This is a genomic window from Streptomyces sp. NPDC058052, from assembly GCF_042885515.1.
GTDB lineage: Bacteria > Actinomycetota > Actinomycetes > Streptomycetales > Streptomycetaceae > Streptomyces.
Genome location: NZ_JBHVRX010000006.1, coordinates 170,341 through 195,913, shown reverse-complemented (window position 1 = coordinate 195,913; position 25,573 = coordinate 170,341). Strand labels below are relative to the sequence as shown.

Genomic DNA, 25,573 nt, shown 5'->3' with positions numbered 1-25,573 from the left:
TCCTGAGCGGGAGGTCCTTCACCCCGAGTTTCCGCCATAGGGACATATACGTCAATTTTTACGTGAATTTCGCTTCGCATAACGCGGGACGGAGGTGACCGGGCCCGCACAATCGCTCACCCGGTGTGTGCGCGACGGCGTCCCCGGTCGCCTTTCACGCGGGGAGGCCAGGGGCGCGATCCGGCCATCATGGCGAAGCCGCCCTGCCGTCCACCGTGACCCCTGAGACCGCGGCACCCACGCCCCGCGCCCCGGCCGCGGCGCGACCTCGCGGTCGGGCGGGAGCGCGGAGGACGGTGAGGCGGCGCGGCTCCTCGCGCGGGTCGCGCGGACGTCCGCCACGCCGGCCGCGGGTCGCGCTCACCCCGGTGCGGACCCCTTCGAGCAGGAGCTTCCGCACCGTGTGGAGGCCCGCGCCGGGCCCGTGGAGACAGGCTCAAAGTTTGACCACAAATTGCCCACATCATCGCCCCAACTCCCGCCGGGATGCTCTAGATTGACCATGCTTCAGCCGCTCGGGGCACGAGAACGACCACTCGTGATCCTCCCGTCCGGCGCCACGCACAGCGAGAAGTCAGGCCCCCGGTACCAGTCGTGGGGGTGTTCAGTTCTTCGGGTCCGGGAGGACCTTGGGCGCGGGGAGCGCCCGGGGTCTCGACGGGTTTCCGCGCACCTCGTGAGTCCGACGGCGGCAGACGACCGCGCTGCCGTCGGTGTGAGTTGTCCACAGAGCTCTGAAGACACCGGGACGTCCGCGCCGTGGAGGGGGCGGGGGCTTCCCGAAGAGTGCCGGGCGAACACCACGAACCACTGGGGACCTGGGGGGTTCCGTGCCGCAAGGGGGATTAGCCAGCCCGTTTCCGTCGACGCGCGAGCGTCCGGCGACCGGGACCGCCGACCAGCCCGCCGTCGAGTGGGAACAGCGCTACCGCCGTACCGTCGTCATCAGCGACACCCTGGCCACCGCCGTCGTGGTGACCGCGATCGGCGACTTCTTCGGGGTCAGGGACGCCGCCGACTGGCATGAGAAGTGGGGCATCCTGGCCTTCGGCACCCAGCTGCTGGTGCTGGCCTCGCTCGCCGTCGGCCGCGCCTGGGCGCCGGCCGTGCTCGGCCAGGGCGCGGAGGAGTTCCGGCGGCTCGGCCGGTCGCTGTTCGCGGCGACCGTCGTCCTCGCACTCGGCGGGATCGCCCTGACCTCGCGCAACATCAAGCTCTGGATCTTCGTCGCCGTCCCGGCGATCGCGCTCGTCACCATGACCGCGCGTTACCTGCTCCGCCTCTGGCTGCACAAACAGCGGAAGGAGGGCCGCTGTCTGCGGCCGGTGCTCGCCGCCGGGAGCCCGGACACCCTGCGCGACCTGATCACCCGGACCCGCAAGTTCCCGCACCTCGGCTGGCGCGTGGACGCGGTGTGCACGACGGACGGCCACGGACCCGACGGCGACCAGGTGGACGGCGTCCCGGTCGTCGGCCCGCTGACGGACGTCTCGAACCACGTCCGCCGCGACGGCTACCGGGTCGTCGCCGTCACACCGGACCCTCACTGGTCCCCGGACCGGCTCCGGCGGCTGGCCTGGAACCTCGAAGGCAGCGACGCCGAGATGGTCGTGGCCCCCGTCCTGATGGAGGTCGCCGGCCCGCGGCTGCACGTCGACGCGGTGCTCGGGATCCCGCTGCTGCGCGTCAGCATGCCGGCCTTCACCGGAGGCCGCCGGGCGGTCAAGGAGGTCGTCGACCGGCTGGGCGCGGCGGTCCTGCTGGTCCTGTTCGCGCCCCTGATGGCGCTCGTCGCGCTGCTCGTCCTCGCCGACAGCCGGGGCGGCGCGTTCTACCGCCAGCGCAGGGTCGGCAAGGACGGCCGCGAGTTCACGATCCTCAAGTACCGCACCATGGTCGCCGGGGCCGACCGGGCGCGGGCCGGACTCGCCGGGCGCAACGAGGGCGCCGGGCCGCTGTTCAAGCTCCGGCGGGATCCGCGGGTGACCCGCGTGGGAGCCGTGCTGCGGCGCTACTCGATCGACGAGCTGCCGCAGCTCTTCAACGTCCTCGCCGGATCGATGTCGCTCGTCGGCCCCCGGCCGCCGTTGCCCGAGGAGTCCGCCGCGTACGGCCCGGACATCCGGCGGCGGCTGCTCGTCAAGCCCGGACTCACCGGGCTGTGGCAGATCAGCGGACGGAGCGACCTGTCGTGGGAGGAGACGGTCCGGCTGGACCTGCGGTACGTGGAGGACTGGTCGCTCGCCCTGGACACGGTGATCTTGTGGAAGACGCTGCGTGCGGTCCTCCACGGGCAGGGGGCGTACTGATGCGCGGGGGGCGGCGCCGTCGTACGGCCGGCGCCGGGACCGCAGGCCCGCAGGGCCTGCCTGGGGGGAGGAACGCTTCATGAGGGTCAGCGTTTTCGGGCTCGGCTACGTGGGCTGCGTCTCGGCCGCGTGCCTCGCGAGCCTGGGGCACGACGTCGTCGGGGTGGACGTCAACCAGGTGAAGGTGGACCTGGTCAACGACGGCAAGGCACCGGTGGTGGAGGAGGGGATCGGCGACCTCGTCGCCGAGGTCGTCCGCACGGGGGCGCTGACCGCCACCGGCGACGTCCGCGAGGCGATCAGGAACAGCGAGGTGTCCCTGGTCTGCGTGGGCACCCCGTCGGAGCCCAACGGCAGCCTCTGCACCACCTATCTGGAGCGGGTCACCGAGGAGATCGGCGCGGCCCTGGCCGAGCGGGGCGGGCGGCACACCGTCGTCTTCCGCAGCACCATGCTCCCGGGCACCTGCCTGAACCTGCTCGTCCCCATCCTGGAGAAGGCCGTCGGCGGCACGGCCGGCGTGGACGTCGGGGTCGCGGTGAACCCGGAGTTCCTGCGCGAGGGCACCAGCGTCCGGGACTTCTTCGACCCGCCCAAGACCGTCATCGGCGAACTCGACCCGGCGAGCGGCGACGTGGTCGCGGCGCTCTACGACGGCCTGCCCGGCGAGGTGTTCCGGGTGCCGGTCCCGACGGCCGAGGCGATCAAGTACGCCGACAACGCCTTCCACGGCCTCAAGATCGGGTTCGCCAACGAGCTGGGCGCGGTGTGCCGCGCCCTCGGGGTCGACTCGCACCAGGTGATCGACGTCTTCCTCGCCGACCGCAAGCTCAACATCAGCCCCGCCTATCTGCGGCCCGGCTTCGCCTTCGGCGGCTCCTGCCTGCCCAAGGACCTGCGGAGCCTGGTCCACGCGGCCCAGCGGGCCGACGTCTCCGTGCCCATCCTCGCCCATGTGCTGCCCTCCAACGCCGACCACCTCCAGCGGGCGGTCGGACTGGTCGAGCGCACCGGCAGGCGCCGGGTGGGCCTCTTCGGACTGTCCTTCAAACCCGGCACCGACGACCTGCGCGAGAGCCCGCTCGTCGAACTGGCGGAGCGGCTCTTCGGCAAGGGCTACGACCTGCGGATCCACGACGCCAACGTGAACCTGGCCCGGCTGCTCGGCGCGAACCGCGAGTACATCGAGACCCGGCTGCCGCACCTCGCGCAGCTGCTCGCGGACTCCGTCGCCGAGGTCGTCGACCACGCCGAGGTCTTCCTGGTCGGGACCAGGGACCCGGCCGTCCTGGCGGCGCTGCCCCGCGGCGGCGGCGCGACGGTCATCGATCTCATCCACCTCCCCGACGCCGACGCGCGCCGGGCCGAACCGGGGTACGTGGGCCTTGCGTGGTGACTCGACCAGCGGCGACCGGGCGGACCGGCGCGCGCTGATCCTGGTGGAGAACCTCTCGGTGCCGTTCGACCGGCGCGTGTGGCAGGAGTGCACGACGCTGCGCGACGCGGGCTGGGAGGTGCACGTCATCTGCCCCCGGGGCAGCAAGCGGGACACCGAGCCGGAGGCGGTGGTCGACGGGGTGCGGATCCACCGCTACCCGCTGCGCGCGGCCACCGGAGGCCCGGCCGGCTACCTGCGGGAGTACGGCTCGGCGCTCTGGCACACGGTCCGGCTGGCCCGGAAGGTCGGCCCGGTCGACGTGGTCCACGCCTGCAACCCGCCGGACCTGCTGTTCCTGCCCGCCCTCTGGCTGAAGCGGCGCGGCGCGCGGTTCGTCTTCGATCAGCACGACCTGGTGCCCGAGCTGTACCTGTCGCGGTTCGGGCGCGGCAAGGACCTGCTCTACCGCGGGGTGTGCGCGCTGGAGCGGATGACCTACCGTGCGGCGGACGTCGTCCTCGCCACGAACGAGAGCTACCGGGACGTCGCGGTGCGCCGCGGAGGCCGGCGGCCGGAGGACGTCTTCGTGGTGCGCAGCGCGCCCGACACCGAGCGCTTCCGGCCCGTGCCGCCCGAACCCGGGCTGAAGCGCGGCAAGCCCCATCTGCTGTGCTACCTCGGCGTGATGGGCCCGCAGGACGGCGTCGACTACGCGCTGCGGGCGCTGGCGAAGCTGCGCGACGACCTCGGGCGGACCGACTGGCACGCGGTGTTCGTCGGCGCCGGGGACACCTTCGACGCGATGGTGCGGCTGGCCCGGGAGCTCGGGCTCGCGGAGCACGTGCAGTTCACCGGACGGGTTCCCGACGCCGATCTGGTGCGCTACCTGTGCACCGCCGACGTGTGCCTCTCCCCCGACCCGCGCAATCCGCTCAACGACGTGTCGACCATGAACAAGGTCCTGGAATACATGGTGATGGGCCGTCCCATCGTCTCCTTCGACCTGCGGGAGGCGCGTGTCTCCGCCGGTGACGCCGCCGTCTACGCCCCCGCGAACGACGAGGCCCGGTTCGCGGCGCTCGTCGCCGAGCTGATGGACGATCCGGAGCAGCGCGCCCGGATGGGCAAGATCGGCCAGGAGCGGATCCACGGGCCGCTCGCCTGGCGGAACTCCCAGCAGGCGCTGCTCGCCGCGTACGCCGCCGCCTGCCGCGGCCGGGGTCCGTCGGCGGGCGGCGACGGCCGGGCGGGGACGAGGCCGCGCCGTTGAGCGACGACACGATACGCCTGGTCACGGTCGGGCGGATGATCCGTCGGCGGCGGAGGCTCCTCACCCTGCTCGCCGTGCTGGGCGCGCTCACCGGGTACGGCACCTCCCTGCTGGTCCCGCCGCGGTACACGACGTCGGCGTCGGTGCTGCTTCCGGGGGCGTGGGAGGAGCGCGAGCTGCTGACGCAGGCGCAGGTCGCGACGAGTTCGGTGGTGCTCGACCGGGTCGCCGCCGCGCTCGGCCGGTCCGGGCCCGACGCCGGCGGGCTGCGCGAGCGGGTGCGGGCCGAGGCCGCCGACGGGAACATCATCAAGGTCTCGGGCACGGCCGGGACCCCGGAGGGCGCGCAGCGCCTCTCCGATCTGGTGGCCCAGGAGTTCGTCGCCTTCGCGACGAAGATCGTGGGCGACGACGCCGACCCGGAGGCGGCGGCGCGGCTCCAGGCGCTGCGGCAGACGGTGGCGCAGACCGGCCGCCGCATCACCCAGCTGGCCGAGGCCGCGGGTCCGGGGAAGTCCGTGGAGAGCGTGCAGACGCGCACCGAGCTCGCGAAGCTGCACACCTCGCTCCAGGAGGCCATGGACAAGCTGGAGCAGGCCGCCCCGGCCGCCGGCAAGGCGAACATGGTCGTCATGGGGGCGGCGGCCCGGCCGCGTGGCGAGGCGCCGCCGACGCGGCCGCAGCTCGTCGCCGCCGGAGCGCTCCTGTTCTTCCTGTGCGCGGTCGTCGGCCATCTCGCCGCCGCGCGGATGGGCCGCCGGCTGCGGACCGAGCCCGAGATCGCGGCGGCGCTGGGCGCGACGCCGCTCGGCACCGTCGACGTGCCGGGTGGGCCGTCCTGGCCCCGGCACGAGGACCGCGGCCCGCGGGCGGGGATCCGCCGGCTGCTCGGCCTCGACGTCCGGTGGGACGTCGAGGTCCCGTACGCCTCCGGGGACGAGACCGGCAGGCTGGTCCGCTACCGGCGGGTGTGGGCCCGGCTCCAGAACCTGCTGCCCGGCCCCGGCCGGCTGCTGGTCGTCGTCGCGGACGGCGACGCGGTCGCGCGCCGGGCCGCCGGGCAGCTCGCCGCCGAGGCCGCGCGGGTCTCCCCGGGCTCCCGGCACTCCCCGGAGGCCCCGGACGCCCCGGACTCTCCGGATTCCCGGGTCTCCCCGGCGGGCGGGGAGACCGTCCTGCGGGTGGTGGAGGTCTCGGTGGACCGTCCGATGGTGCCGGACCGCGCGGACGAGTCCGGTGCCCTGGTGGTGCTCAGCGCGGGCAGCTGGACCGCGGGGGAACTCTCCGCGATCGCCGAGGCGTGCGCCGACGCCGGGCACGAGGTCGTCGGCGTCGTCCTCGCCGGGCTGGTCAGGACCCGCCCGGCGCGGTCCGGCGGGCGCACCCGGAAGTCCGCCGCCCCGGCGCGCCCGGCCCCGGACGGCGCCACGGACGGCGCCCCGGAGGTCGCCCGGTGACGACACGTACGGCTCCGGAGCCGTCGGACGCGGCTCCGCTCCTCGACCTGCACACCCTGGTGGTCGCGGTCCGCAGGCGGCGGCGCCTCTGGGGCTCCATGGCCCTGCTCGGGCTGATCGGTGGCGCGGGGACGGCCGTCCTGCTGCCGCCGGCGCCGACGGCGGTGACCAAGGTCCTGGTCGCGCACCAGGAGGACCAGCCGACCGACCCCGGGACGCTGATCCGCACCGACGTGGCGCTGCTGCACACCACGCGGATCGCCGACCGCGCGCTGGCGTCCCTCGGATCCCCGGAGAAGCCCGAGGACTTCATGAAGGACTACGAGGGCAGCGGACTGACCAACAACGTGCTGCTGATCGAGGCGACCGGTGACAGCGACGCGGAAGCGGTGGCGCGCGCCCGGGCGGTGGCGGACGCGTTCGTCGCGGACCACGTACGGCGCATCCGGGAGGCGTCGGAGGCCGAGGCCCGGACCCTGCTGGAGCAGCGCGACCGGCTCCGGGACGAACTCGCCCAGGTCAACGGGGCGATCGGTGACGACACGCCGGACAGCGGGCCCGGGGCCTCGGCGGACAGGGAGTCGCTCTTCGCCCGCCGGGCCGAACTCACCTCGCAGATAGCCGAGTTCGGGCAGCGCGCGGCGGAGGCGCGGATCGGCACGCCCCAGCTCGTCGCCGGCACCCAGATCGTGGACGCCCCCCGCGCGGTGCGGCACTCCCTGCCGAGGACGGCCGCGGCCGACGCCGGGATCGGGCTGGCCCTCGGGCTCGCCCTCGGACTCGCGGTGGCCGCGGTCGGCACGGTGGTGGCCGACCGGCCCGTGCTGCGCAGGGACGTCGCCGCGCACCTGGGCGCCTCGGTCCTCGCCGAACTCCCCCGCCCGTCACGCGGGGCGTGGCGGCGCCGGCGGATCCGGGCGGCGCGGACGAGGCTCGCCGTCTCCCTGGCCCGTACCGTGCGCGGCTCCGCGGAGCCGGTGTCGCTGCTGGAGCTGGGGTGCCCTCGGGCCGCGGGCGCGATCGCCCTGGAGCTCGCCGAGGCCCTGGGGGCGGACCGTCCGGTGGTCGTCGTCGACGGCCTGCCCGACGCGCGGCTCGCCGGCCGGGGGCCGAAGCCGGGCGGCCCGGCCGTGGTCGGCGTCGACGAGGGCACGGCCGGGTCGCGGCGGGAGCTGCGGCTCGGTGTCGGCTCGGTGGCGCCGGGCACGGCGTGGAGCGACCTGCCGTACCTCGGCACCCGGACCGTGCTCGTCGTCCGGGCCGGGCACGGGAGCGCCGCGTGGCTGCACACGGTGGCGCGGCAGCTCGCGGAGCAGCGCGTCGAGGTGATCGGCGTGGTGCTGATCGACCCCGATCCGCGGGACCGGACCGACGGCACGCTGTGGGACGGGCCGCCGCGCGGCGGCGTCCGGCCGGCTCCGCGGATCGGGGTGGGGCGGCCGCGTATCGAGCGGCTGCCGAAGTGGGCGGCACGGGTGCCGGACAGCGAACAGGAGGCGCGGTAGACATGTGTGGCATCGCGGGCACGTACCGGTGGCCGGACGGGAAGGCCGTGACCGACCGGCTCACCGAGGTCCTCGCCCATCGCGGTCCGGACGGGACGGGCCGGTACGGTCATGCGGCCGGTGACGGCGAGGTGCACCTCGGGCACCGCCGGCTGGCCGTCGTCGACCTCTCGCCGACGGGCGCCCAGCCGATGGTCGCGGACGGCCTGGTCCTGACGTACAACGGCGAGCTGTACAACGCGCCGGAGCTGCGGGCCGAGCTGACCGCGGCCGGGGTGCGGTTCCGTGGCACCTCCGACACCGAGGTGCTGCTGGAGGCGTGGCGGCGTTGGGGCACGGACTGTCTGCCCCGGCTGCGCGGCATGTTCGCCTTCGGGGTCTTCGACGAGCGGACCGGCGAGCTGGTGCTCGTCCGCGACCAGCTGGGCGTCAAGCCGCTGTTCCTGCTCCGGCGCGGCGGGGGGCTGGTGTTCGCCTCCGAGCTCAAGGCGCTCGCCGCCGCGACCGGCGGCCGGTTCGAGGTGGACCACGCGGCGCTGGTCGCCTCGCTGCTGTACTACTGGGTGCCGGACTCCCGGTGCGCGTACCGCGGGGCGGAGAAGCTGCCGCCGGGGAGCTGGCTCCGGATCCGGCCCGACGGGCGGGAGGAGCGCGGCCGGTTCTGGCACCTGAGGGACGTCGCCGCCGAGGGCCGGGAGCGGGCCCGGTCCGGCGGACTGCCGGACCTGGCCGCCGTCGTGGAGGACTCCACCCGGCGCCACCTGCTCGCCGACGTGCCCGTGGCGACCTTCCTCTCCGGCGGCCTGGACTCCAGCTATCTGACGGCGCTGGCGGCCCGTGAGCGGCCGGGGATCTCCGCCTACACGATCGGGTTCCGCGCCGAGGACGCCCGCTTCGAGGCGATGCCGGACGACCTGCGGTACGCCCGGCAGGTGGCGGCGCGGTTCGGCGTCGACCTGCACGAGATCGAGATCGCTCCGGACGTCCTCGACCTGCTGCCGCGGATGACGTACCACCTGGACGAGCCGATCGGCGACCCCGCCGCGATCAACACGTATCTGATCTGCTCGGCGGCCCGGGAGGCCGGGGTCAAGGTGATGCTCTCGGGGATGGGCGCGGACGAGCTGTTCGCCGGCTACCGCAAGCACCTGGCCAATCTGCTGGCGCTGCGCTACCAGCGGGTCCCGCGGCCCCTGCGGCGCGGGGTGTCCGCCGCGGTGGACCGGCTGCCGGTCGCCACGGCCCGCCGGGGGTACCGGTCGGTGCGGTTCGCGAAGCGGTTCCTCTCCTTCGCGGACCTGCCGGAGGAGACCGCGTTCCGCCGCAGCTACACGATGTACGACCGGGGGGAGCTGCTCGACCTCGTCGACCCGGACCTGGCGGGGACGGTCGACGACGTGCTGACCGAGCACGCGGACGTCTACGAGGACAACGACCTCGACGACTTCGTCAACCGGATGTGCCTGGGCGACGCCCGGATGTTCCTGCCGGGGCTGAACCTCGCGTACACGGACCGGTCGAGCATGGCCGCGTCGACCGAGGTGCGGGTGCCGTACGTGGACGTGGAGGTGGTCCGGGCGGCGTTCGCCGTGCCCGGCGACCGCAAGATCGTCGGACGGCAGGGCAAGGCGGTGCTGAAGGAGGCGGCCGTCTCGGTCCTGCCCCGGGAGATCGTGTACCGGCCCAAGGGCCTCTTCAGCGCTCCGCTGCGGGCGTGGATGAGCCGGGACCTGGCGCCGCTGGTGCGGGAGGTGGTGCACGACGGCGTCCTCGTCGGTTCCGGGCTCCTGCGCCGCGACGCGCTGGCGCGCATGGTCGCCGAGGACGCGGCGGGGCACCGGGACTACTCCAAGCACCTGTGGCATGTGCTGACCCTCGAACACTGGTACCGCGGCGCGACCTCCGGGTCCGGGCGGACCGCCTCCTCGAACGCGTAGAGAAACAAGGGGACTTCGGGTGAAACAGGTTGTGCAGAACTACAAGAGCGGCGAGCTGGCGGTGCTCGACGTGCCCGCGCCGGGGTGCAAGCCGGGCGGGGTCCTCGTCCGCACCTCGTACTCGCTCATCTCCACCGGCACCGAGCTGATGAAGGTGTCCGAGGCCGGCATGTCGATGCTGGGCAAGGCCCGCTCCCGGCCGGACCAGGTCGCCAAGGTGATGCAGAGCGTGGCCGTCAACGGGGTGCCCGCCACCTACCGCAAGGTGATGGGCAAGCTGGACTCCTACACCCCGCTCGGGTACTCGCTGTGCGGGGTGGTGGAGCAGGTCGGCGACGGGATCGACGACGTCAAGGTCGGTGACCTCGTCGCCTGCGCCGGCAACGAGCACGCGCTGCACGCCGAGCTGAACTGGGTGCCGAAGAACCTCTACGCCCGGGTGCCGGACGGCCTCGCCGCGCGGCACGCGGCCTTCGGCACCGTCGGGTCGATCGCCCTGCAGGGCGTCCGGCAGGGCGAGCCCCGGCTGGGCGAGGTGGCGCTGGTCGTCGGCCTCGGGCTGATCGGGCAGCTGGTGGTGCAGCTGCTCACCGCCTCCGGGGCGCGGGTCGTCGGGGTGGACCCCGATCCGGTGCGCTGCGGGCTCGCCGAGCGGCTGGGCGCCGCGGTGTGCGGCGATCCCGCGTCCCCGGCCGTGGAGGCGGCCGTCGCGGAGCTGACCGACGGGCACGGCGTGGACCAGGTGTACCTGGCGGCTGGCGGCGCCGACAACCAGCCCGTCGAGCTGGCCGCCCGGCTGAGCCGGGACCGCGGCCGGGTGGTGGACATCGGCAAGTGCCGGCTCGACCTGCCGTGGAACGCGTACTACGAGAAGGAGCTCGACGTCCGGTTCTCCCGCAGCTACGGCCCCGGGCGCTACGACCCGGAGTACGAGCTGGACGGGCGGGACTACCCGATCGGCTACGTGCGCTGGACCGAGCGCCGGAACCTGGCGTGCTTCCTCGACCTGATGCACCGGGGCCGGGTCGACGTGGAGCCGCTGGTCTCGCACGTGGCGGACTTCGACGACGCCGTCGAGACGTACCGGTCCCTCAAGGACGGCGACCTGAAGGCCGTGGCGGTGCTGTTCCGGTACCCGGGACAGACGGCGGAGGCGGTGGAAGCGGCGGTGCCCGAGGTCGCGGTGCCCGCGGTGCGGGTGGCGCCCCGGCCGGTCCTGCCGGTCCGGTCGCCGGTGCGGCTCGCGTTCGTCGGCGCGGGGAACTACGCGACGTCGATGCTGCTGCCGCACCTGGTGGGGCGCGACGGCGTCGAGCTGTCCACGGTCGTCACGACGACGGCGCTGTCGGCGGCCAACGCACGGCGCAAGTTCGGCTTCGCCCGGGCGACCACCGACCTCGACGCCGTGCTCGGCGACCCGTCCGTCGACGCGGTGTTCGTCGTCACCCGGCACAGCTCGCACGCCGCGCTGACCCGCGAGGCGCTCCTCGCGGGCAAGGCGGTGTTCGTCGAGAAGCCGCTGGCGCTGTCCGGGGACGAGCTGGCCGGGGTGCTCGCGGCGGTGGAGGAGTCCGGCAACGACCGGATCCAGGTGGGCTTCAACCGCCGGTTCGCGCCGCTGCTCCAGGAGGCCAGGCGGCGGTTCGGCGCCCGGACCGGTCCGGCGAGCCTGCGGTACCTGGTCAACGCGGGCCGGCTCCAGGACGGCAGCTGGTACCTCCGGCAGGGCACCGAGGGGTCGCGGTTCGACGGCGAGGGCGGCCACTTCATCGACACGGCGAGCTGGCTCCTCGGCGCCGACCCCGTCTCCGTGTACGCGACGGCCGCGCCGGGCGGCGACGACCTCCAGGTCGTCCTGGGCTACCCGGACGGGTCGACGGCCGCCATCGGCTACGTCACCACCGGCCCGTCCGGCTTCCCCAAGGAGACCCTCGACCTGATCGCGGACGGCAAGGTGCTGAAACTCGACGACTTCGTCCGCGCGTCGGTGCACGGCCCCGAGCGGTGGGTCAGTTCGCGGCTGCCGAAGGCCCGCGACAAGGGCCAGAACGCCGAACTGGCCGCCTTCGTGCGGGCCGTGCGGACCGGCGGGCCGATGCCGGTGCCGCTGGAGTCGCTGGTCGCCACCACGGCGGCCACCCTGGCCGTCCGGGCCGGCCTGGCGGCCGGTGCGCCGGTGACGCTGGCGGGGCCGCGATGAGCATGAGCCCGGGCTGGTACCTGCGGCGGCTCTCCCGGATGGGGCCGCGCGAGGTCGGCGGCCGGACGGTCGACACCGTGCGCCGGCGCCGCTGGCGCACGGCGCGGACGGACGCCCCCCAGGTCACCGGCGCCCGGTTCACCGCCGTGCTGCCCGCCGGGACCGTCGCCGCGGTGCCGCCGGACGCCGCGAAGCGGCTCGTCGCCGAGGCCGACCGGCTGATGGCCGGGCACGCCCGGTACTTCGGCGTGGACCGCGACGACCTGACCGACCCGGACTGGTGGTACGACCCGAAGACCGGGCGCAGGGCTCCGTGGGGCTACGCCTTCGACGTGCCGTACCGGGACGAGGAGGCGGTCGGGGACATCAAGCAGATCTGGGAGCTGTCCCGCCACCAGTACCTCACCGTGCTCGCCGCCGCCTACGCGGTCACCGGGGACGAGCGGTACGCCGAACGGGTGGCCCGCCACCTGCGGTCGTGGTGGGCGGCGAACGCGCCGCTGCGCGGGGTGCACTGGACGAGCGGGATCGAGCTGGGGATCCGGCTCCTGTCCTGGGTGTGGATCCGCCGGCTGCTCGACGGCTGGCCGGGCGCGCCCGGGCTGTTCGAGGACAACCCGGTGGCGCTCCGGCAGATCTGGCACCACCAGCGCTGGCTGGCCGCCTTCCCCAGCCGGGGGTCGTCGGCGAACAACCACGTCGTCGCCGAGGCCGCCGGACAGTTCGCCGCGGCCTGCGCGTTCGGCTGGTTCCCCGCGTCGGCGCGGTGGCGGGCCGAGGCGCTGCGGTCGCTGGAGCGGCACCTGCGGAGCAACACCTTCCCGTCCGGCCTCAACCGCGAGCTGGCCACCGAGTACCACGGCCTGGTGCTCGAACTCGGCCTGGCCGCGGTGGCCGAGGCGGACGCCGCCGGCGTGCCGGTCCCGGCGTCGGTCCGGCTGGTGCTGCTGCGGATGACCGACGCGCTCGCCGCGGTCGTGGACGACCGGTTGCGGCCGCCCCGGCAGGGGGACGCGGACGACGGGCACGGTCTGGTCGTGGACGGCGCGGGCACCGACCGCTGGGGCTCCCTCCTCGCCACCGGCGACGCCGTGTTCGGCCGGCTCGCCTGGTGGCCGCGGGTGACCGGCACCGATGTGCGCACGGTGCTCCTCGCCGGGCTCGTCCGGCCGTACGGGAAGGGTGTCGCCGCTCCGGCCGTGCGCCGCCCGGCGGCCCGGCCGGCCCATTTCGCCGACGCGGGGATGACCATCCTGCGGGGCCCCGGCGGGATCTGGTGCCGCTGCGACGCCGGCCCGCACGGGTTCCTCTCCATCGCGGCGCACGCCCACGCGGACGCCCTGTCCATGGAGGTCCGGCACGACGGGGTGGACGTGCTCGCCGACCCGGGGACGTACTGCTACCACGGGCAGCCCGAGTGGCGGCGGTACTTCCGGTCCACCCTCGGCCACAACACCCTGGAGTGGGACGGCGGGGACCAGTCCGTCTCCGGCGGCCCGTTCCTGTGGACCCGGCAGGCGCGCAGCCGCGTGCTGGTCGCGGACGCCGCCGGCGCGGAGCCGGCCGTCTGGTGCGCCGAGCACGACGGCTACCGCCCCGCCGTGCACCGCCGGCGGGTGGAGCTGGCCGCCGCGAGCCGGGAGCTGCGGGTGGTCGACGAGGTCCGCGGCGCGGCGGGGGCCGTGCGCCTGGTGTTCCACCTCGGCCCGGCGATCGGCGCGGAGCTGGCGGGGAACCGGGCGGTGCTCGGCTGGGACCGGGACGGCGAGGACCGTTCCGCGGTGCTGGAGCTGCCCGGGGAGCTGTCCTGGGCGGCGCACCGCGGCGAGACCGGGCCGCCGCTGGGCTGGTACTCGCCCGGCTTCGGGCGCAAGCAGCCGAGCACCACGCTGGTCGGCACCGGTCGCTCCGGCGGTACGCGGGAGTTCACGACCGTCCTCAGGTTCCACGGCTAGGGAGGGGGAGGTTTGGGGAGCACGGGGGGCGCGGTGCCGGGGTCCGGCGGGGCGCCGGGCGGCGCGCTCACGGAGGGGTCGCACGGGGCGGCCCGTCCGGCGGGGCCGCCGCGGGCCGTCGGCGTCGTCTGGCTGCTGCTGGGGCTCAACACGCTCGGCTCCGCCGGGGCGAAGACGGTCGTGCCGCTCCCCCGCTCCCTGATCCAGATGGCGACGATGGGCGCGCTGGTCGCCGCGTTCGCGCTGGCGCTCGCGCTCAATCTGCGGCTGCGCTTCCGGCCCAGCGCCTTCGTTTTCCTGCTGACCCTGCTGCTGGTGCCGAGCGTGATCTCCAGCGCGCAGCTGGAGGTCGGGTTCGGCGCGCTGTTCCGCTGCGCGCGGCTGGCCCTGTTCGTCGCCACGCTGTGGCTGCTGAGCCGCTGGTGGGACGCGGGCCTGGCGTTCGTCCGCCTCCACGTCCGGATGTACGTGGCGGTGCTGGTGCTGGTCGCCGCGGGCCTGCTGGTCGCGCCGGGCACGGCGCTGCCCGAGTACTACGGCGGGCGGCTCGTCGGCGCGCTGTGGCCGCTCACCCCGCCGCAGATCGGCCAGTACGCGGCGGTGGTCGTGGGGCTGACGGTGCTGCTCCTGCTGGGCGGCAGGACGACCCGGGCCGGTGCGGCGGTGGTCATCGTGCCGGCCCTCGTCCTGCTGGCGATGACCCACACCCGGACGGCGACGCTGGGTCTGCTGATCGGGCTGGTGCTGGCGATCGGCTCGCTGGTGCTGACGAGCGCCCCCGCCCGCCGGTTCTTCGCGTGGGCGGTGGTGGGCGCCACGGTGGCCGCGGTGGTGTTCAGCTCCGCGCTGCGGGCGTGGTTCCTGCGCGGTCAGAGCCAGGAGAACTTCTCCAATCTGACCGGCCGGGCGAAGGTGTGGGACGCGCTGCTGTCCGAACCCCGGACCGTCCGCGAGCAGGTGTTCGGCGTCGGCCTGAGCGACAAGTCGTTCGACGGGCTGCCCATCGACAACAGCTGGCTGGCCGTCTACCACGAGCAGGGTCTGCTCGGCGTGGCTCTGGTGGCGGGGATGCTCCTCGCCCTGGGCGGCGTCGCGCTGCTGCGCCCGCCGTCGCTGCCGAGGGCCTGCGCGCTCTTCCTCATCGGCTACTGCGCCCTCTCGTCCTACACGGAGGTCGGCCTCGGCGACGCCTCGGCCTATCTGCTCCATCTGACCCTGGCCGCGGCGCTGCTCGCGGCGCCCGCTCCGGCCGCGCCCCTCCCGGCGCCCGGGCTTCCCCGACGACGTGTCCCGCGATGGGCCCGGAGGTGATCTGAGCATGCATGTCCTGGTGGTGCACAACCGCTACGCGTCGGCGCAGCCGAGCGGCGAGAACAGGGTGGTGGACGAGGAGGTGGGGCTGCTGCGCGCGGCGGGACACCGGGTCGAGGTGTTCGAGCGGCGCAGCGACGACATCGCCGGCCGGTCGCTGCTCGGCAAGGTCGCGGTACCGCTGCTGGTGCCGTGGAATCCGGCGGTCCGCACGGAGCTGGCCGCGCGGCTCCGCGCCGACCGGCCGGACGTGGTGCACGTCCACAACGTCTTCCCGCTGCTCTCCCCCGCCGTGCTGGCCGCCTGTGCCGACGCGGGGGTGCCGGTCGTCGCGACGCTGCACAACTACACCCAGGTGTGTCCGCCGGGGACGCTGCACCGGGACGGCCGGCCGTGCGGCGAGTGCGTCGGGTCCGCGGTGCCGCTGCCCGCCGTGCGGCACGGCTGCTACCGGAACTCCCGGCTGGCGACGGTCCCGCTCGCGGTCGGCCTGGCGGTCAACCGGCGGCGGTGGTGGTCCGGCGTGGACCGGTTCCTCTGCATCTCCGCGGCGCAGCGCGACGTCCTGGTGCGGTCCGGCATGCCGGCCGACCGGCTGGTGGTGAAGCACAACTTCGTGCCCGAACCGGGCGTCCGCCGTACGAACGCCGGAGAGCACCTGCTCTTCCTCGGCCGGCTCGCGGAGCCCAAGGGGGTGCGGCTGCTGATGGACGCGTGGGACGCGGTCGCGGCGGACGGCGGCGTGGGGGTGCCGCTGGTGCTGGCCGGCGCGGGTCCGCTGGAGCCGGAGGTGACCGCCTGGGCGGCGGGCCGGGACGACGTCCGGTACGCCGGGCTGTACGACCCGGCCGCGTGCCGGGAGGCGGTCGCGAAGGCGGTCGCCGTGGTGGCCCCGTCGCTGTCGCGGGAGACGTTCGGCCTGGTGGTCGCGGAGGCGATGGCGGCGGGCGTCCCGGCCGTCGCCGCCGGTCACGGCGCCTTCGTGGAACTCGTCGAGGACGGGGTGACCGGGCTGCTGCACCGGCCGGGCGAGGCCGGCTCGCTCGTGGAGTGTCTGCGCCGGATCACGGCCGGGCCGGAGCGCAACCGGGCGATGGGCCGGGCGGCCCGGAGCCGTTACGAGCAGGGGTTCGGCCCGGACGTCGGGCTCGCGCGCCTGCTGGAGGAGTACCGGTCCGCGATCGCGGACCGGTCCGGCGGCGGGAACAGCGCGCCGCCGGTGGGGAACGACAACGCCGGCTCGCGACGGGGCACCCGCGCGGGCGGAGATGGGGGGCAGGAGAAATGACACGATGCCGACTCTGCGGCTCGGCGGCGCTGGCCAGCGTCGTCGACCTGGGGGCGACCCCGCCGTGCGAGAGCTTCCTCGCCGCGGACGAACTGGACCGGCCGGAGCCCGCGTACCCGCTGCACCTGCGGGTCTGCACGGCCTGCTGGCTGGCGCAGATCCCGCCGCTGATCACGCCGGAGGAGACGTTCACGCAGTACGCGTACTTCTCCTCGTACTCGACGTCCTGGGTGGAGCACGCGCGCGCCTTCGTCGCGGGCTCCGTGGAGCGGCTGGGCCTCGGTCCCGGCGCCTTCGTGGTGGAGGTCGCGAGCAACGACGGGTACCTGCTGCGGCACGTGAGGGACCGCGGGATCCGCTGCCTCGGCGTCGAGCCGTCGGTGAACGTGGGCGCGGCGGCGCGGGAGGCGGGCGTGCCCACGCTCACCGCGTTCCTGTCGCCGGAGACCGGTGCCGCCGTCCGGGCGGAGCACGGCCCGGCGGACCTGGTCGTCGCCAACAACGTGTACGCGCACATCCCCGACGTGATCGGGTTCACCCGGGGCCTGCGCGCCCTGGTCGCCGACGACGGCTGGGTCTCCGTCGAGGTGCAGCACCTGCTGTCCCTCATCGAGGAGAACCAGTACGACACGATCTACCACGAGCACTTCCAGTACTACACGGTCGCGTCCGCGGCCCGCGCGCTGGCGAGCGGCGGGCTCACGCTGGTGGACGTGGAGCTGCTGCCGACGCACGGCGGCTCCGTCCGGCTGTGGGCGCGCCCGGCGGAGGCGGCCGGCGAGCCGTCGGACCGGGTGGCGGAGGTCCTCGACCGGGAGAAGGCGGCCGGGCTCCAGGAACTGTCCGGGTACACCGAGTTCTCCGCCCGGGTGGCGAAGGTGCGGCGGGACTTGCTGCGGTTCCTCGTCGACGCGGCCGAGCGCGGCGAGACGGTCGTCGGCTACGGAGCCCCGGGCAAGGGCAACACCCTGCTGAACCACTGCGGCGTCCGGCCCGACCTGCTCGCCTACACGGTCGACCGGAACCCGTACAAGCACGGCAGGTTCACGCCGGGCACCCGCATCCCGATCCTGCCGCCCGAGCGGATCGCCGCCGACCGGCCGGACTACGTCCTGGTCCTGCCGTGGAACCTGCGGGACGAGCTGATCGAGCAGCTGTCCTACGTGCACGAGTGGGGCGGCCGGCTCGTCTTCCCCGTCCCGGAGCTGAGCATCGTCGAGGTGACGCGATGAAGGTCGTCCTGTTCTGCGGCGGTTACGGACTGCGCATGCGCGCCGGGGCCTCCGACGACGTGCCCAAGCCGATGGCGATGGTCGGGCCGCGTCCGCTGATCTGGCACGTGATGCGCTACTACGCGTACTTCGGGCACACGGAGTTCATCCTGTGCCTCGGGTACGGGGCCCACCACATCAAGGACTTCTTCCTCAGCTACGAGGAGACGACGTCCAACGACTTCGTGCTGCGGGGCGGGCGGACCGAGCTGCTGTCCACCGACATCGCCGACTGGACGATCACGTTCGCGCAGACCGGCATCGAGTCGCCGATCGGCGAGCGGCTGCGCCGGGTGCGCCACCATCTGGAGGGCGAGGAGATGTTCCTCGCCAACTACGCCGACGTGCTCACCGACGCGCCGCTGCCGGAGATGATCGACCGGTTCACCCGGCGCGACGCCGGCGCGTCGATGATGGTGGTGCCGCCGCAGTCCTCGTTCCACTGCGTGGAGCTGGGCGAGGACGGCCTGGTCGGGGGGATCACACCGGTGAGCGAACTGCCGCTGTGGGAGAACGGCGGCTACTTCGTGCTGCGCCAGGAGGTCTTCGACCACATCCCGGAGAACGGCGACCTCGTCGCCGACGGCTGCGCCCGGCTCGCCAAGCGGGGACGGCTGGTGGCGCACCGGCACCGCGGCTTCTGGAAGCCGACCGACACCGTCAAGGAACGGGCCGCGCTCGACGAGGCGTACGCCCGGGGCGAACGCCCGTGGGCCGTGTGGGAGCGGGACCGCGCCGGAGCGGGGGCGTGATCCGGCTCGGGGCCGGACCCCTGGACCGGATCGTCGCGGTGGGCGCGCACTGCGACGACATCGCCATCGGCGCCGGCGGCACGCTCCTGTCGCTGTGCCTCGCGCGGCCGGGCCTGCGGGTCGACGCGCTGGTGCTCACCGGCGGCGGAGGCGACCGGGAGGACGAGGAGCGGGCCGCGCTCGCCGCGTTCTGCCCGGGCGCCGACCTGCGGCTGACGGTGCTGAAGCTGCCGGACGGCCGGCTGCCCGCGCACTGGGAGGAGGCCAAGGCCGCGGTGGAGGAGCTGCGCGGCCGGACCGATCCGGACCTGGTGCTCGCCCCGCGCGCCGAGGACGCGCACCAGGACCACCGCGGTCTGGCCCGGCTCCTGCCCACGGCCTTCCGCGACCATCTCGTGCTCGGCTACGAGATCGTCAAATGGGACGGCGATCTCGGCCGCCCGGTGGCCTACCAGCCGCTGTCGCCCGAGGTCGCCGAGCGGAAGGTGCGGCTGCTGCTGGAGCACTACCCCTCGCAGCGGCACCGGCCCTGGTACGACCGCGAGGCGTTCCTGGGCCTCGCGCGGATCCGCGGCATCGAATGCCACGCCCGCTACGCCGAGGCGTTCGCCGTCACCAAACTCACTCTCGATCTGGGGGAATGAACCGTGCGCGTACTGCTGACCGGACACCAGGGCTACCTGGGCACCGTGATGGCCCCGGTGCTCACGGCCGCCGGGCACGAGGTCGTCGGACTCGACGCCGGCCTGTTCGCGGACTGCGTGCTGGGCCCGCGTCCCGCCGACCCCCCGGGGCACCGGGTGGACCTCCGGGACGTCACGGCCGAGCACGTGGCCGGGGTGGACGCCGTCATCCACCTGGCGGCGCTCTCCAACGACCCGCTGGGGTCGCTGGCGCCGGACCTCACCTACGACATCAACCACCACGCGTCCGTCCGGCTGGCGCGGCTGGCCCGCGACGCCGGGGTGCGGCGCTTCCTGTACGCGTCGACGTGCTCGGTCTACGGCGCCGCCGGCGGCGACGACCTGGTGGGCGAGGACGCCCCGCTGCGCCCGGTGACGCCGTACGCGGAGTCCAAGGTGCGGGTGGAGGACGACCTGCACGCCCTCGCGGACGGCGACTTCACCCCCGTGTACCTGCGCAACGCCACCGCGTTCGGCCACTCCCCGCGGCTGCGCGCCGACATCGTGCTCAACAACCTGGTGGGCCACGCGCTCCTGTCCGGCGAGGTCCTGGTGCTCTCCGACGGCACCCCGTGGCGGCCGCTGGTGCACGCCGCCGACATCGCACGGGCCTTCACGGCCGCGCTGACCGCGCCCCGGGAGGCGGTCCACGACCGCGCGTTCAACATCGGCGGCGAGGCCAACAACGTCACCGTCGCGGAGATCGCCGCGCAGGTCGCGGAGGCGGTGGACGGCGCGAAGGTGGTGATCACCGGCGAGACCGGCGCCGACCCGCGGTCGTACCGGGTGGACTTCTCCCGGTTCCGTGCCGCGATCCCCGGCTTCGAGTGCTGGTGGACGGTGAAGCAGGGCGCGCTCGAACTCGCCGACGCCTACCGGAGGCACGGCCTGACCCGGCAGGACTTCGAGAGCCGCTTCACCCGCCTCGCCGTGCTGCGCGCCGCGTCCGGCGCCGGCACGGTCGACGAGACCCTGCGGTGGCGCCGATGACCACGCCGGGCGAGGAGATGCACGCCCTGGTGGAGCGGCTGTACCCGATCTGCCGGAGCATCACCGGCGACGGCGTGCGCGCCACCCTCGACATCGTCGGCGCGTACCTGCCGCTCGACGTGCACGAGGTGCCGACCGGGACGCGGGTGCTGGACTGGACGGTGCCGCAGGAGTGGAACATCCGGGACGCGTACGTCGCCGACGCCACGGGCCGCCGGGTCGTCGACTTCGCCGCGTCCAGCCTGCACGTGCTCGGCTACAGCGTCCCGGTCGCGGCGACCATGCCGCTGTCCGAGCTGCGCGGACACCTGCACACCCTGCCGGACCACCCCTCCTGGGTGCCGTACCGCACCAGTTACTACCGGCCGGAGTGGGGCTTCTGCCTGGCCCAGGAGACCCTGGACGCGCTGCCGGACGGCGACTACGAGGTGCGCATCGACTCCACCCTCGCCGACGGGCACCTGACCTACGCCGAGCACGTGGTCCCCGGGCAGGTCGCCGACGAGGTGATCGTCTCCTGTCACGTCTGCCACCCGTCGCTGGCCAACGACAACCTGGCCGGGATCGCGGTGGCCGTGTTCCTGGCCCGGGAGCTGGCCCGGCGCACGCCCTACTACACGTACCGGTTCCTCTTCGCGCCCGGCACCATCGGCGCGATCACCTGGCTCGCGCGGAACGCGGAGCGGGTGGACCGGGTCAAGCACGGCGTCGTGCTCGCCTGCGCGGGCGACCGGGGCGATCTGACGTACAAGCGGAGCCGCCGCGGTGACGCCGAGATCGACCGGGTGATGCGGTACGTGCTGGAGAGCTCCGGACGCCCGCACGAGATCGTCGGGTTCACGCCGTACGGGTACGACGAGCGGCAGTTCTGCTCCCCCGGGTTCGACCTCGGCGTCGGCTCGCTCACCCGCACCCCGTACGCCGGCTATCCGGAGTACCACACCTCGGCCGACGATCCGGGCTTCGTCTCCCCGGCCGCGATGGAGGACACCCTCGCGGTCTGCGCGGAGGCGTTCGCCGTCCTCGACCGCAACCGGCACTACCTCAACCTCAGCCCTTACGGCGAACCGCAGTTGGGCCGGCGCGGGCTCTACGAGGCGCTCGGCGGGCGCAGCGACACCCGGCAGGCGCAGATGGCCATGCTCTGGGTGCTCAGCCTCTCCGACGGCGAGCACGGCCTGCTCGACGTCGCCGAGCGGTCCGGGCTGCCGTTCGACACGGTGGCCGCGGCGGCCGAGGCGCTGCTCGGCGCCGGACTGATCAAGGCGTGACGCGGGTGACCACCGGGGAGGGGACGACGACACGGGCCGAGGGGCGGACCGGCCGGCGGGCCGTCGCGGGCCGGCTGTCGTGGGGCCTCGCCGACCAGGCGGCCTCCAGCATCTCCAACTTCGCGGTGGGGATCTACGTGGCGCGCTCGCTCGGGCTGACCGCGTTCGGCGTGTTCAGCCTGGCCTGGGTGACGTACGGCGTGGTGCTCAACGTCTCGCGCGGGCTGGCCACCGATCCGCTCGTGGTGCGCTTCAGCGGCGTGCCGGACGCGCCCTGGCGGGCGGCGGTGGCCCGGTCGTCGGGGACGGCGCTGGGTGTCGGCGCCGCCCTGGGCGCGGTGTCCCTGGCGGGCGGTCTCGCCGCCGGCGGCCGGGTGGGGACCGCGTTCGCCTGCCTCGGCGTCGTCCTGCCGGGGCTGCTGCTCCAGGACGCGTGGCGGTTCGCGTTCTTCGCCGCGGGCGCCGGCCGGAAGGCGTTCGTCAACGACGTGGTGTGGGCCGCCGCGCTCGTCCCGGCCCTGATGGTGGCGGCCGGAGCGGGCACGGTGTCCGCGTTCGTGCTCGCCTGGGGCGGGTCCGCCGCGGTGGCCGCCGGGTACGGCTGCCTCCAGTCCGGGGTCCGGCCCCGGCCGACCGGTGCGCGCGCGTGGCTCCGCGACCACCGCGACCTCGGCTCCCGGTACCTGGCCGAGAACGTCACCAACAGCGGCGCGAGCCAGCTGCGGGCGTACGGTCTCGGCGCGATCGTCGGGGTCGGCGCGGTCGGGGTGGTCCGGGGCGCGGAGCTCCTGCTCGGCCCGTTCCTCGCCGTCCTGATGGGCCTGTCCCTGGTCACCGTCGCGGAGGCGGCACGGGTGCTGCGCAGGGCCCCGCACCGCCTCGGCGCGTTCTGCCTCCTGCTCGGCGGCGGACAGGCGGCCGCCGCGCTGCTCTGGGGCGGGGCGCTGCTGCTCGTCCCCGACCGGCTCGGCACGTTCGTGCTCGGCGGCGTCTGGGCGGCCGCCTCGGACCTGATCGTGCCGGTCACGCTCGGCGTCGCGGGCGCCGGGCTCGGCACCGGCGCGGCGGCCGGACTGCGCGCGCTCGGCGCGGCCCGGCGCAGCCTGCGCAGCCAGCTGTTCTCCTCCGCCTGTTACGTCGCCGGCGGGCTCGGCGGCGCGGCCGCGGCCGGCACGGCCGGTTCGGCCTGGGGCGTCGCCGCCGCGACCGTCGCCGGCTCGGCCGTGTGGTGGCTGCAGCTGCGCTCCGCCCTGCGGGAGCACCACCGGAACCCCCTTCCCGAAGTGAGGACCCCATGACCGCCCGACCCCGGCTGAGCATCGGCCTGCCCGTCTACAACGGCGAGGAGTACCTCGCCGAGTCCTTCGACGCCCTCCTCGGCCAGACGTACGAGGACTTCGAGCTGGTCGTCTCCGACAACGCCTCGACCGACGGCACCCAGGACATCTGCCGCCGGTACGCGGAGAAGGACTCCCGCGTCCGGTACGTCCGGCTGCCCCGGAACATCGGCGCCGCGCCCAACCACAACTACGTGTTCACCGAGTGCCGCGGCGAGCTGTTCAAGTGGGCGTCGCACGACGACCTGTACGCCCGGGACCTGCTGCGGCGGTGCGTGGAGGCCCTGGACGAACGCCCGGAGGTGATCCTCGCCCACGCCGACCAGGCGGTCATCGACGAGGACGGCCGGGTGAAGGTGCCGTACGCGTACGGCCTCGCCACCGCCTCCCCCTCGGCTCCGGAGCGCTTCCGCAGCATGCTCTTCGAGCCGGGCGGCGACGACTTCTACGGGGTGATGCGCGCCGACGTGCTGCGCCGGGTGAAACCGCACGACAGCTACCACCACGCGGACCGCACCTTCGTCTCCGAGATCGGCCTGCACGGCCCCTTCCACCAGGTGCCGGAACTGCTGTACTTCCGCCGCGACCACCCCACCCGCGCCGAGCGGGCCAACCCCTCCAAGCGGTCCCGGTGCGTCAACCTGGATCCGCGCCGGGCCGGACCGCTGCACCCGACGCCCCGGCTGCTCGCCGAGTACGTCTGGGGTTTCGTCGCGGCGATCCGGCGGGCGCCGCTGTCGTCGGCCGACCGGCGCGCCTGCTACCGCCACCTCGCGGAGTGGGCGGCGAGCCGGTCCAGGCCGGGCGCCGGCGAGCGGGTCGAGGACCGCGCCCCGGTCGACCCGGAGCAGCTCGACGTCTCCGTCGACGACCTGGTCGCCGGGCGGGAAGGCCGGCGGACGTGACCCCGGTACGGGTGGGGGTCTTCGGTCTGCTCGGCTCCGGCAACCTCGGCAACGACGGCTCGCTCGAAGCCGTGCTCGCCCATCTCCGCGCCGCGCACCCGCAGGCGGTCGTGGACGCGCTGTGCGGGGGGCCCGAGGCCGTCACGGCCCGGTACGGGATCCCCGCGACGCGGCTGCACTGGTACCGCGGCGAGTACCGGACCGCGTCCCGGGCGGGCGCGATCGCCGGCAAGGGCCTCGGCAAGCTCGTGGACGCGGTCCGCACCGCCGCCTGGGTGCGCCGGCACGACGTGGTGATCGTGCCGGGGATGGGCGTCCTGGAGGCCACGCTGCCGCTGCGGCCGTGGGGCTTCCCGTACGCGCTGTTCCTGCTCTGCGCGTCGGGCCGGCTCCTCGGCACCCGGGTCGCGCTGGTCGGCGTCGGCGCGGACGCGATCGCCGACCGGGCGACCCGGGCCCTGGTGCGCTGGTCGGCCCGGCTGGCCGCGTACCGCTCGTACCGGGACACCCACTCCCGGGACGCGATGCGGGCGATGGGCGTGGACACCACGGGCGACGCGGTCCATCCGGACCTGGCGTTCGCCCTGCCTGCGCCTCCTGAGCGCGCACCGGGCCCGGCGGGCACGGTGTGCGTGGGTGTCATGGCCTTCCACGGCGGCAACGACGACCGGGCCCGGGCGGAGGAGATCCACGCGCGCTACCTCGACGGCACGATCCGGTTCGTCCGCGCGCTCGTCGAGGACGGCAGGCCGGTCCGGCTGCTCACCGGCGACGCGTGCGACGCTCCGGTCGTCGACGCGATCCTCGGCGCGGTGGACTCGCCGCTGGTCACCGCCGCCGGCGCGGCCTCGCTGGCCGACCTGATGCGGGAGGCGGCGGCCGCCGACACCGTGGTGGCGACCCGTTACCACAACCTGGTCTGCGCCCTGAAGGCCGGCACCCCGACGCTCGCCCTCGGCTACGCGGCGAAGAGCGAGGCGCTGATGGCCGGGATGGGCCTGGCCGCCCACTGCCATCCGGCACGCGAGGTCGACGCCGGCCGGCTGCTCGAACAGTTCCGCGAGCTGGAGAAGGACGCGGCCGGCGTGCGGCGGACCCTCGCCGACCGGAACCGGGCCGCCGCCCTGCGACTCGACGCCCATTTCGGCGCGCTGAGCGCCTTCCTGTTCCCCTCGACCGTCCCCACCCCGCGAGAGGCACCATGAGAGCGACCGAAGTACCGGCGATCGCCGGCGCCTACCTGTTCGAGCCGACGCCGCACGCCGACGAGCGCGGCTCCTTCTGCCGCACCTTCGACGCCGATGTCGTCCGCTCGGCCGGCCTCGACCCGCACGCCTTCGTCCAGGACAGCCTCTCCCGCTCGGCGCGGGGCGTGCTGCGCGGGCTCCACCTGCGCTCCGGCGAGGGCGAGGCGAAGCTCGTGCGGTGCTCGTACGGCAGGATCTTCGACGTCGTCGTGGACCTGCGGCCCGGCTCGCCGACCTACCGCGCCGTGGCCACCTTCGAGCTCTCCGGCGAGACGCAGACGACGCTGTACATCCCGGCGGGGTGCGCGCACGGCTTCCAGGCACTGACCGGGCCCGCCGACGTCTCGTACCGCATCGACCGCCCCCACGACCCCTCCGAGGACGTGACGATCGCCTTCGACGACCCCGACCTCGCCGTCCCCTGGCCCCTGCCGGTCGCCTCGGTGTCCCGGCGGGACCGGGAGGCGCCGAGCCTCGCCGAGGTCCTGAAGCGGAGGGAGGGCTGAC

19 protein-coding genes are annotated in these 25,573 nt (G+C 74.6%); all 19 read left to right on the top strand.

The genetic code is table 11. The annotated features are described in order from the left end of the window. Positions 1-830: 830 nt before the first annotated feature. The 19 genes from ACFVU3_RS11460 (at position 831) to ACFVU3_RS11370 (ending at position 25,572) form a co-directional block, all read left to right on the top strand. Positions 831-2,309: a sugar transferase gene (locus tag ACFVU3_RS11460; protein WP_390065645.1), complete on the top strand. Its 1,479-nt coding sequence runs from the start codon at positions 831-833 to the stop codon at positions 2,307-2,309. 79 nt (positions 2,310-2,388) lie between these two features. Next, a complete protein-coding gene (locus ACFVU3_RS11455) occupies positions 2,389-3,705 on the top strand; it encodes a nucleotide sugar dehydrogenase (protein WP_390065644.1) in 1,317 nt (438 codons plus the stop codon). Then, a complete protein-coding gene (locus tag ACFVU3_RS11450; protein WP_390065643.1) occupies positions 3,695-4,957 on the top strand; it encodes a glycosyltransferase family 4 protein in 1,263 nt (420 codons plus the stop codon). Before ACFVU3_RS11455 ends, ACFVU3_RS11450 begins: the two co-directional genes overlap by 11 nt. After that, positions 4,954-6,414, top strand: coding sequence for a Wzz/FepE/Etk N-terminal domain-containing protein (locus ACFVU3_RS11445; protein ID WP_390065642.1), 1,461 nt, complete (start codon positions 4,954-4,956; stop codon positions 6,412-6,414). The genes ACFVU3_RS11450 and ACFVU3_RS11445 overlap by 4 nt, the downstream gene beginning before the upstream one ends. Continuing rightward, positions 6,411-7,919 (top strand): Wzz/FepE/Etk N-terminal domain-containing protein, encoded by a 1,509-nt coding sequence (locus ACFVU3_RS11440; RefSeq protein WP_390065641.1) that lies wholly within the window; start codon positions 6,411-6,413, stop codon positions 7,917-7,919. Before ACFVU3_RS11445 ends, ACFVU3_RS11440 begins: the two co-directional genes overlap by 4 nt. Before the next feature lie 2 nt (positions 7,920-7,921). Then, complete coding sequence (asnB, locus tag ACFVU3_RS11435; protein ID WP_390065640.1) at positions 7,922-9,856, top strand: asparagine synthase (glutamine-hydrolyzing); 1,935 nt, start codon at positions 7,922-7,924, stop codon at positions 9,854-9,856. Between the two features lie 19 nt (positions 9,857-9,875). Continuing rightward, positions 9,876-12,056, top strand: a complete 2,181-nt coding sequence (locus ACFVU3_RS11430; protein WP_390065639.1) for a bi-domain-containing oxidoreductase — start codon at positions 9,876-9,878, stop codon at positions 12,054-12,056. After that, entirely contained in the window at positions 12,053-14,011 is a 1,959-nt protein-coding gene (locus ACFVU3_RS11425; protein ID WP_390065638.1) for an alginate lyase family protein, read from the top strand. Before ACFVU3_RS11430 ends, ACFVU3_RS11425 begins: the two co-directional genes overlap by 4 nt. 12 nt (positions 14,012-14,023) lie before the next feature. Further along, positions 14,024-15,322 (top strand): O-antigen ligase domain-containing protein, encoded by a 1,299-nt coding sequence (locus ACFVU3_RS11420; protein ID WP_390065637.1) that lies wholly within the window; start codon positions 14,024-14,026, stop codon positions 15,320-15,322. Positions 15,323-15,329: 7 nt separating this feature from the next. Next, positions 15,330-16,610 (top strand): glycosyltransferase, encoded by a 1,281-nt coding sequence (locus ACFVU3_RS11415; RefSeq protein ID WP_390065636.1) that lies wholly within the window; start codon positions 15,330-15,332, stop codon positions 16,608-16,610. Further along, entirely contained in the window at positions 16,607-17,842 is a 1,236-nt protein-coding gene (locus tag ACFVU3_RS11410) for a class I SAM-dependent methyltransferase (protein ID WP_390065635.1), read from the top strand. Before ACFVU3_RS11415 ends, ACFVU3_RS11410 begins: the two co-directional genes overlap by 4 nt. After that, positions 17,839-18,633 (top strand): glucose-1-phosphate cytidylyltransferase, encoded by a 795-nt coding sequence (locus ACFVU3_RS11405; RefSeq protein ID WP_390065634.1) that lies wholly within the window; start codon positions 17,839-17,841, stop codon positions 18,631-18,633. Before ACFVU3_RS11410 ends, ACFVU3_RS11405 begins: the two co-directional genes overlap by 4 nt. Continuing rightward, entirely contained in the window at positions 18,630-19,277 is a 648-nt protein-coding gene (locus ACFVU3_RS11400) for a PIG-L deacetylase family protein (protein WP_390065633.1), read from the top strand. Before ACFVU3_RS11405 ends, ACFVU3_RS11400 begins: the two co-directional genes overlap by 4 nt. A 3-nt stretch (positions 19,278-19,280) precedes the next feature. After that, positions 19,281-20,306, top strand: coding sequence for an NAD-dependent epimerase/dehydratase family protein (locus ACFVU3_RS11395; protein WP_390065632.1), 1,026 nt, complete (start codon positions 19,281-19,283; stop codon positions 20,304-20,306). Next, a complete protein-coding gene (locus ACFVU3_RS11390) occupies positions 20,294-21,577 on the top strand; it encodes a DUF4910 domain-containing protein (protein ID WP_390065631.1) in 1,284 nt (427 codons plus the stop codon). Before ACFVU3_RS11395 ends, ACFVU3_RS11390 begins: the two co-directional genes overlap by 13 nt. Next, positions 21,574-22,875 (top strand): hypothetical protein, encoded by a 1,302-nt coding sequence (locus ACFVU3_RS11385; protein ID WP_390065630.1) that lies wholly within the window; start codon positions 21,574-21,576, stop codon positions 22,873-22,875. Before ACFVU3_RS11390 ends, ACFVU3_RS11385 begins: the two co-directional genes overlap by 4 nt. Next, on the top strand, positions 22,872-23,819 hold the full coding sequence (locus ACFVU3_RS11380; RefSeq protein WP_390065629.1) for a glycosyltransferase family 2 protein: 948 nt from the start codon (positions 22,872-22,874) through the stop codon (positions 23,817-23,819). Before ACFVU3_RS11385 ends, ACFVU3_RS11380 begins: the two co-directional genes overlap by 4 nt. Further along, a complete protein-coding gene (locus ACFVU3_RS11375) occupies positions 23,816-25,024 on the top strand; it encodes a polysaccharide pyruvyl transferase family protein (protein WP_390065628.1) in 1,209 nt (402 codons plus the stop codon). Before ACFVU3_RS11380 ends, ACFVU3_RS11375 begins: the two co-directional genes overlap by 4 nt. Further along, positions 25,021-25,572, top strand: coding sequence for a dTDP-4-dehydrorhamnose 3,5-epimerase family protein (locus ACFVU3_RS11370; protein ID WP_390065627.1), 552 nt, complete (start codon positions 25,021-25,023; stop codon positions 25,570-25,572). The genes ACFVU3_RS11375 and ACFVU3_RS11370 overlap by 4 nt, the downstream gene beginning before the upstream one ends. Position 25,573: the final 1 nt, after the last annotated feature.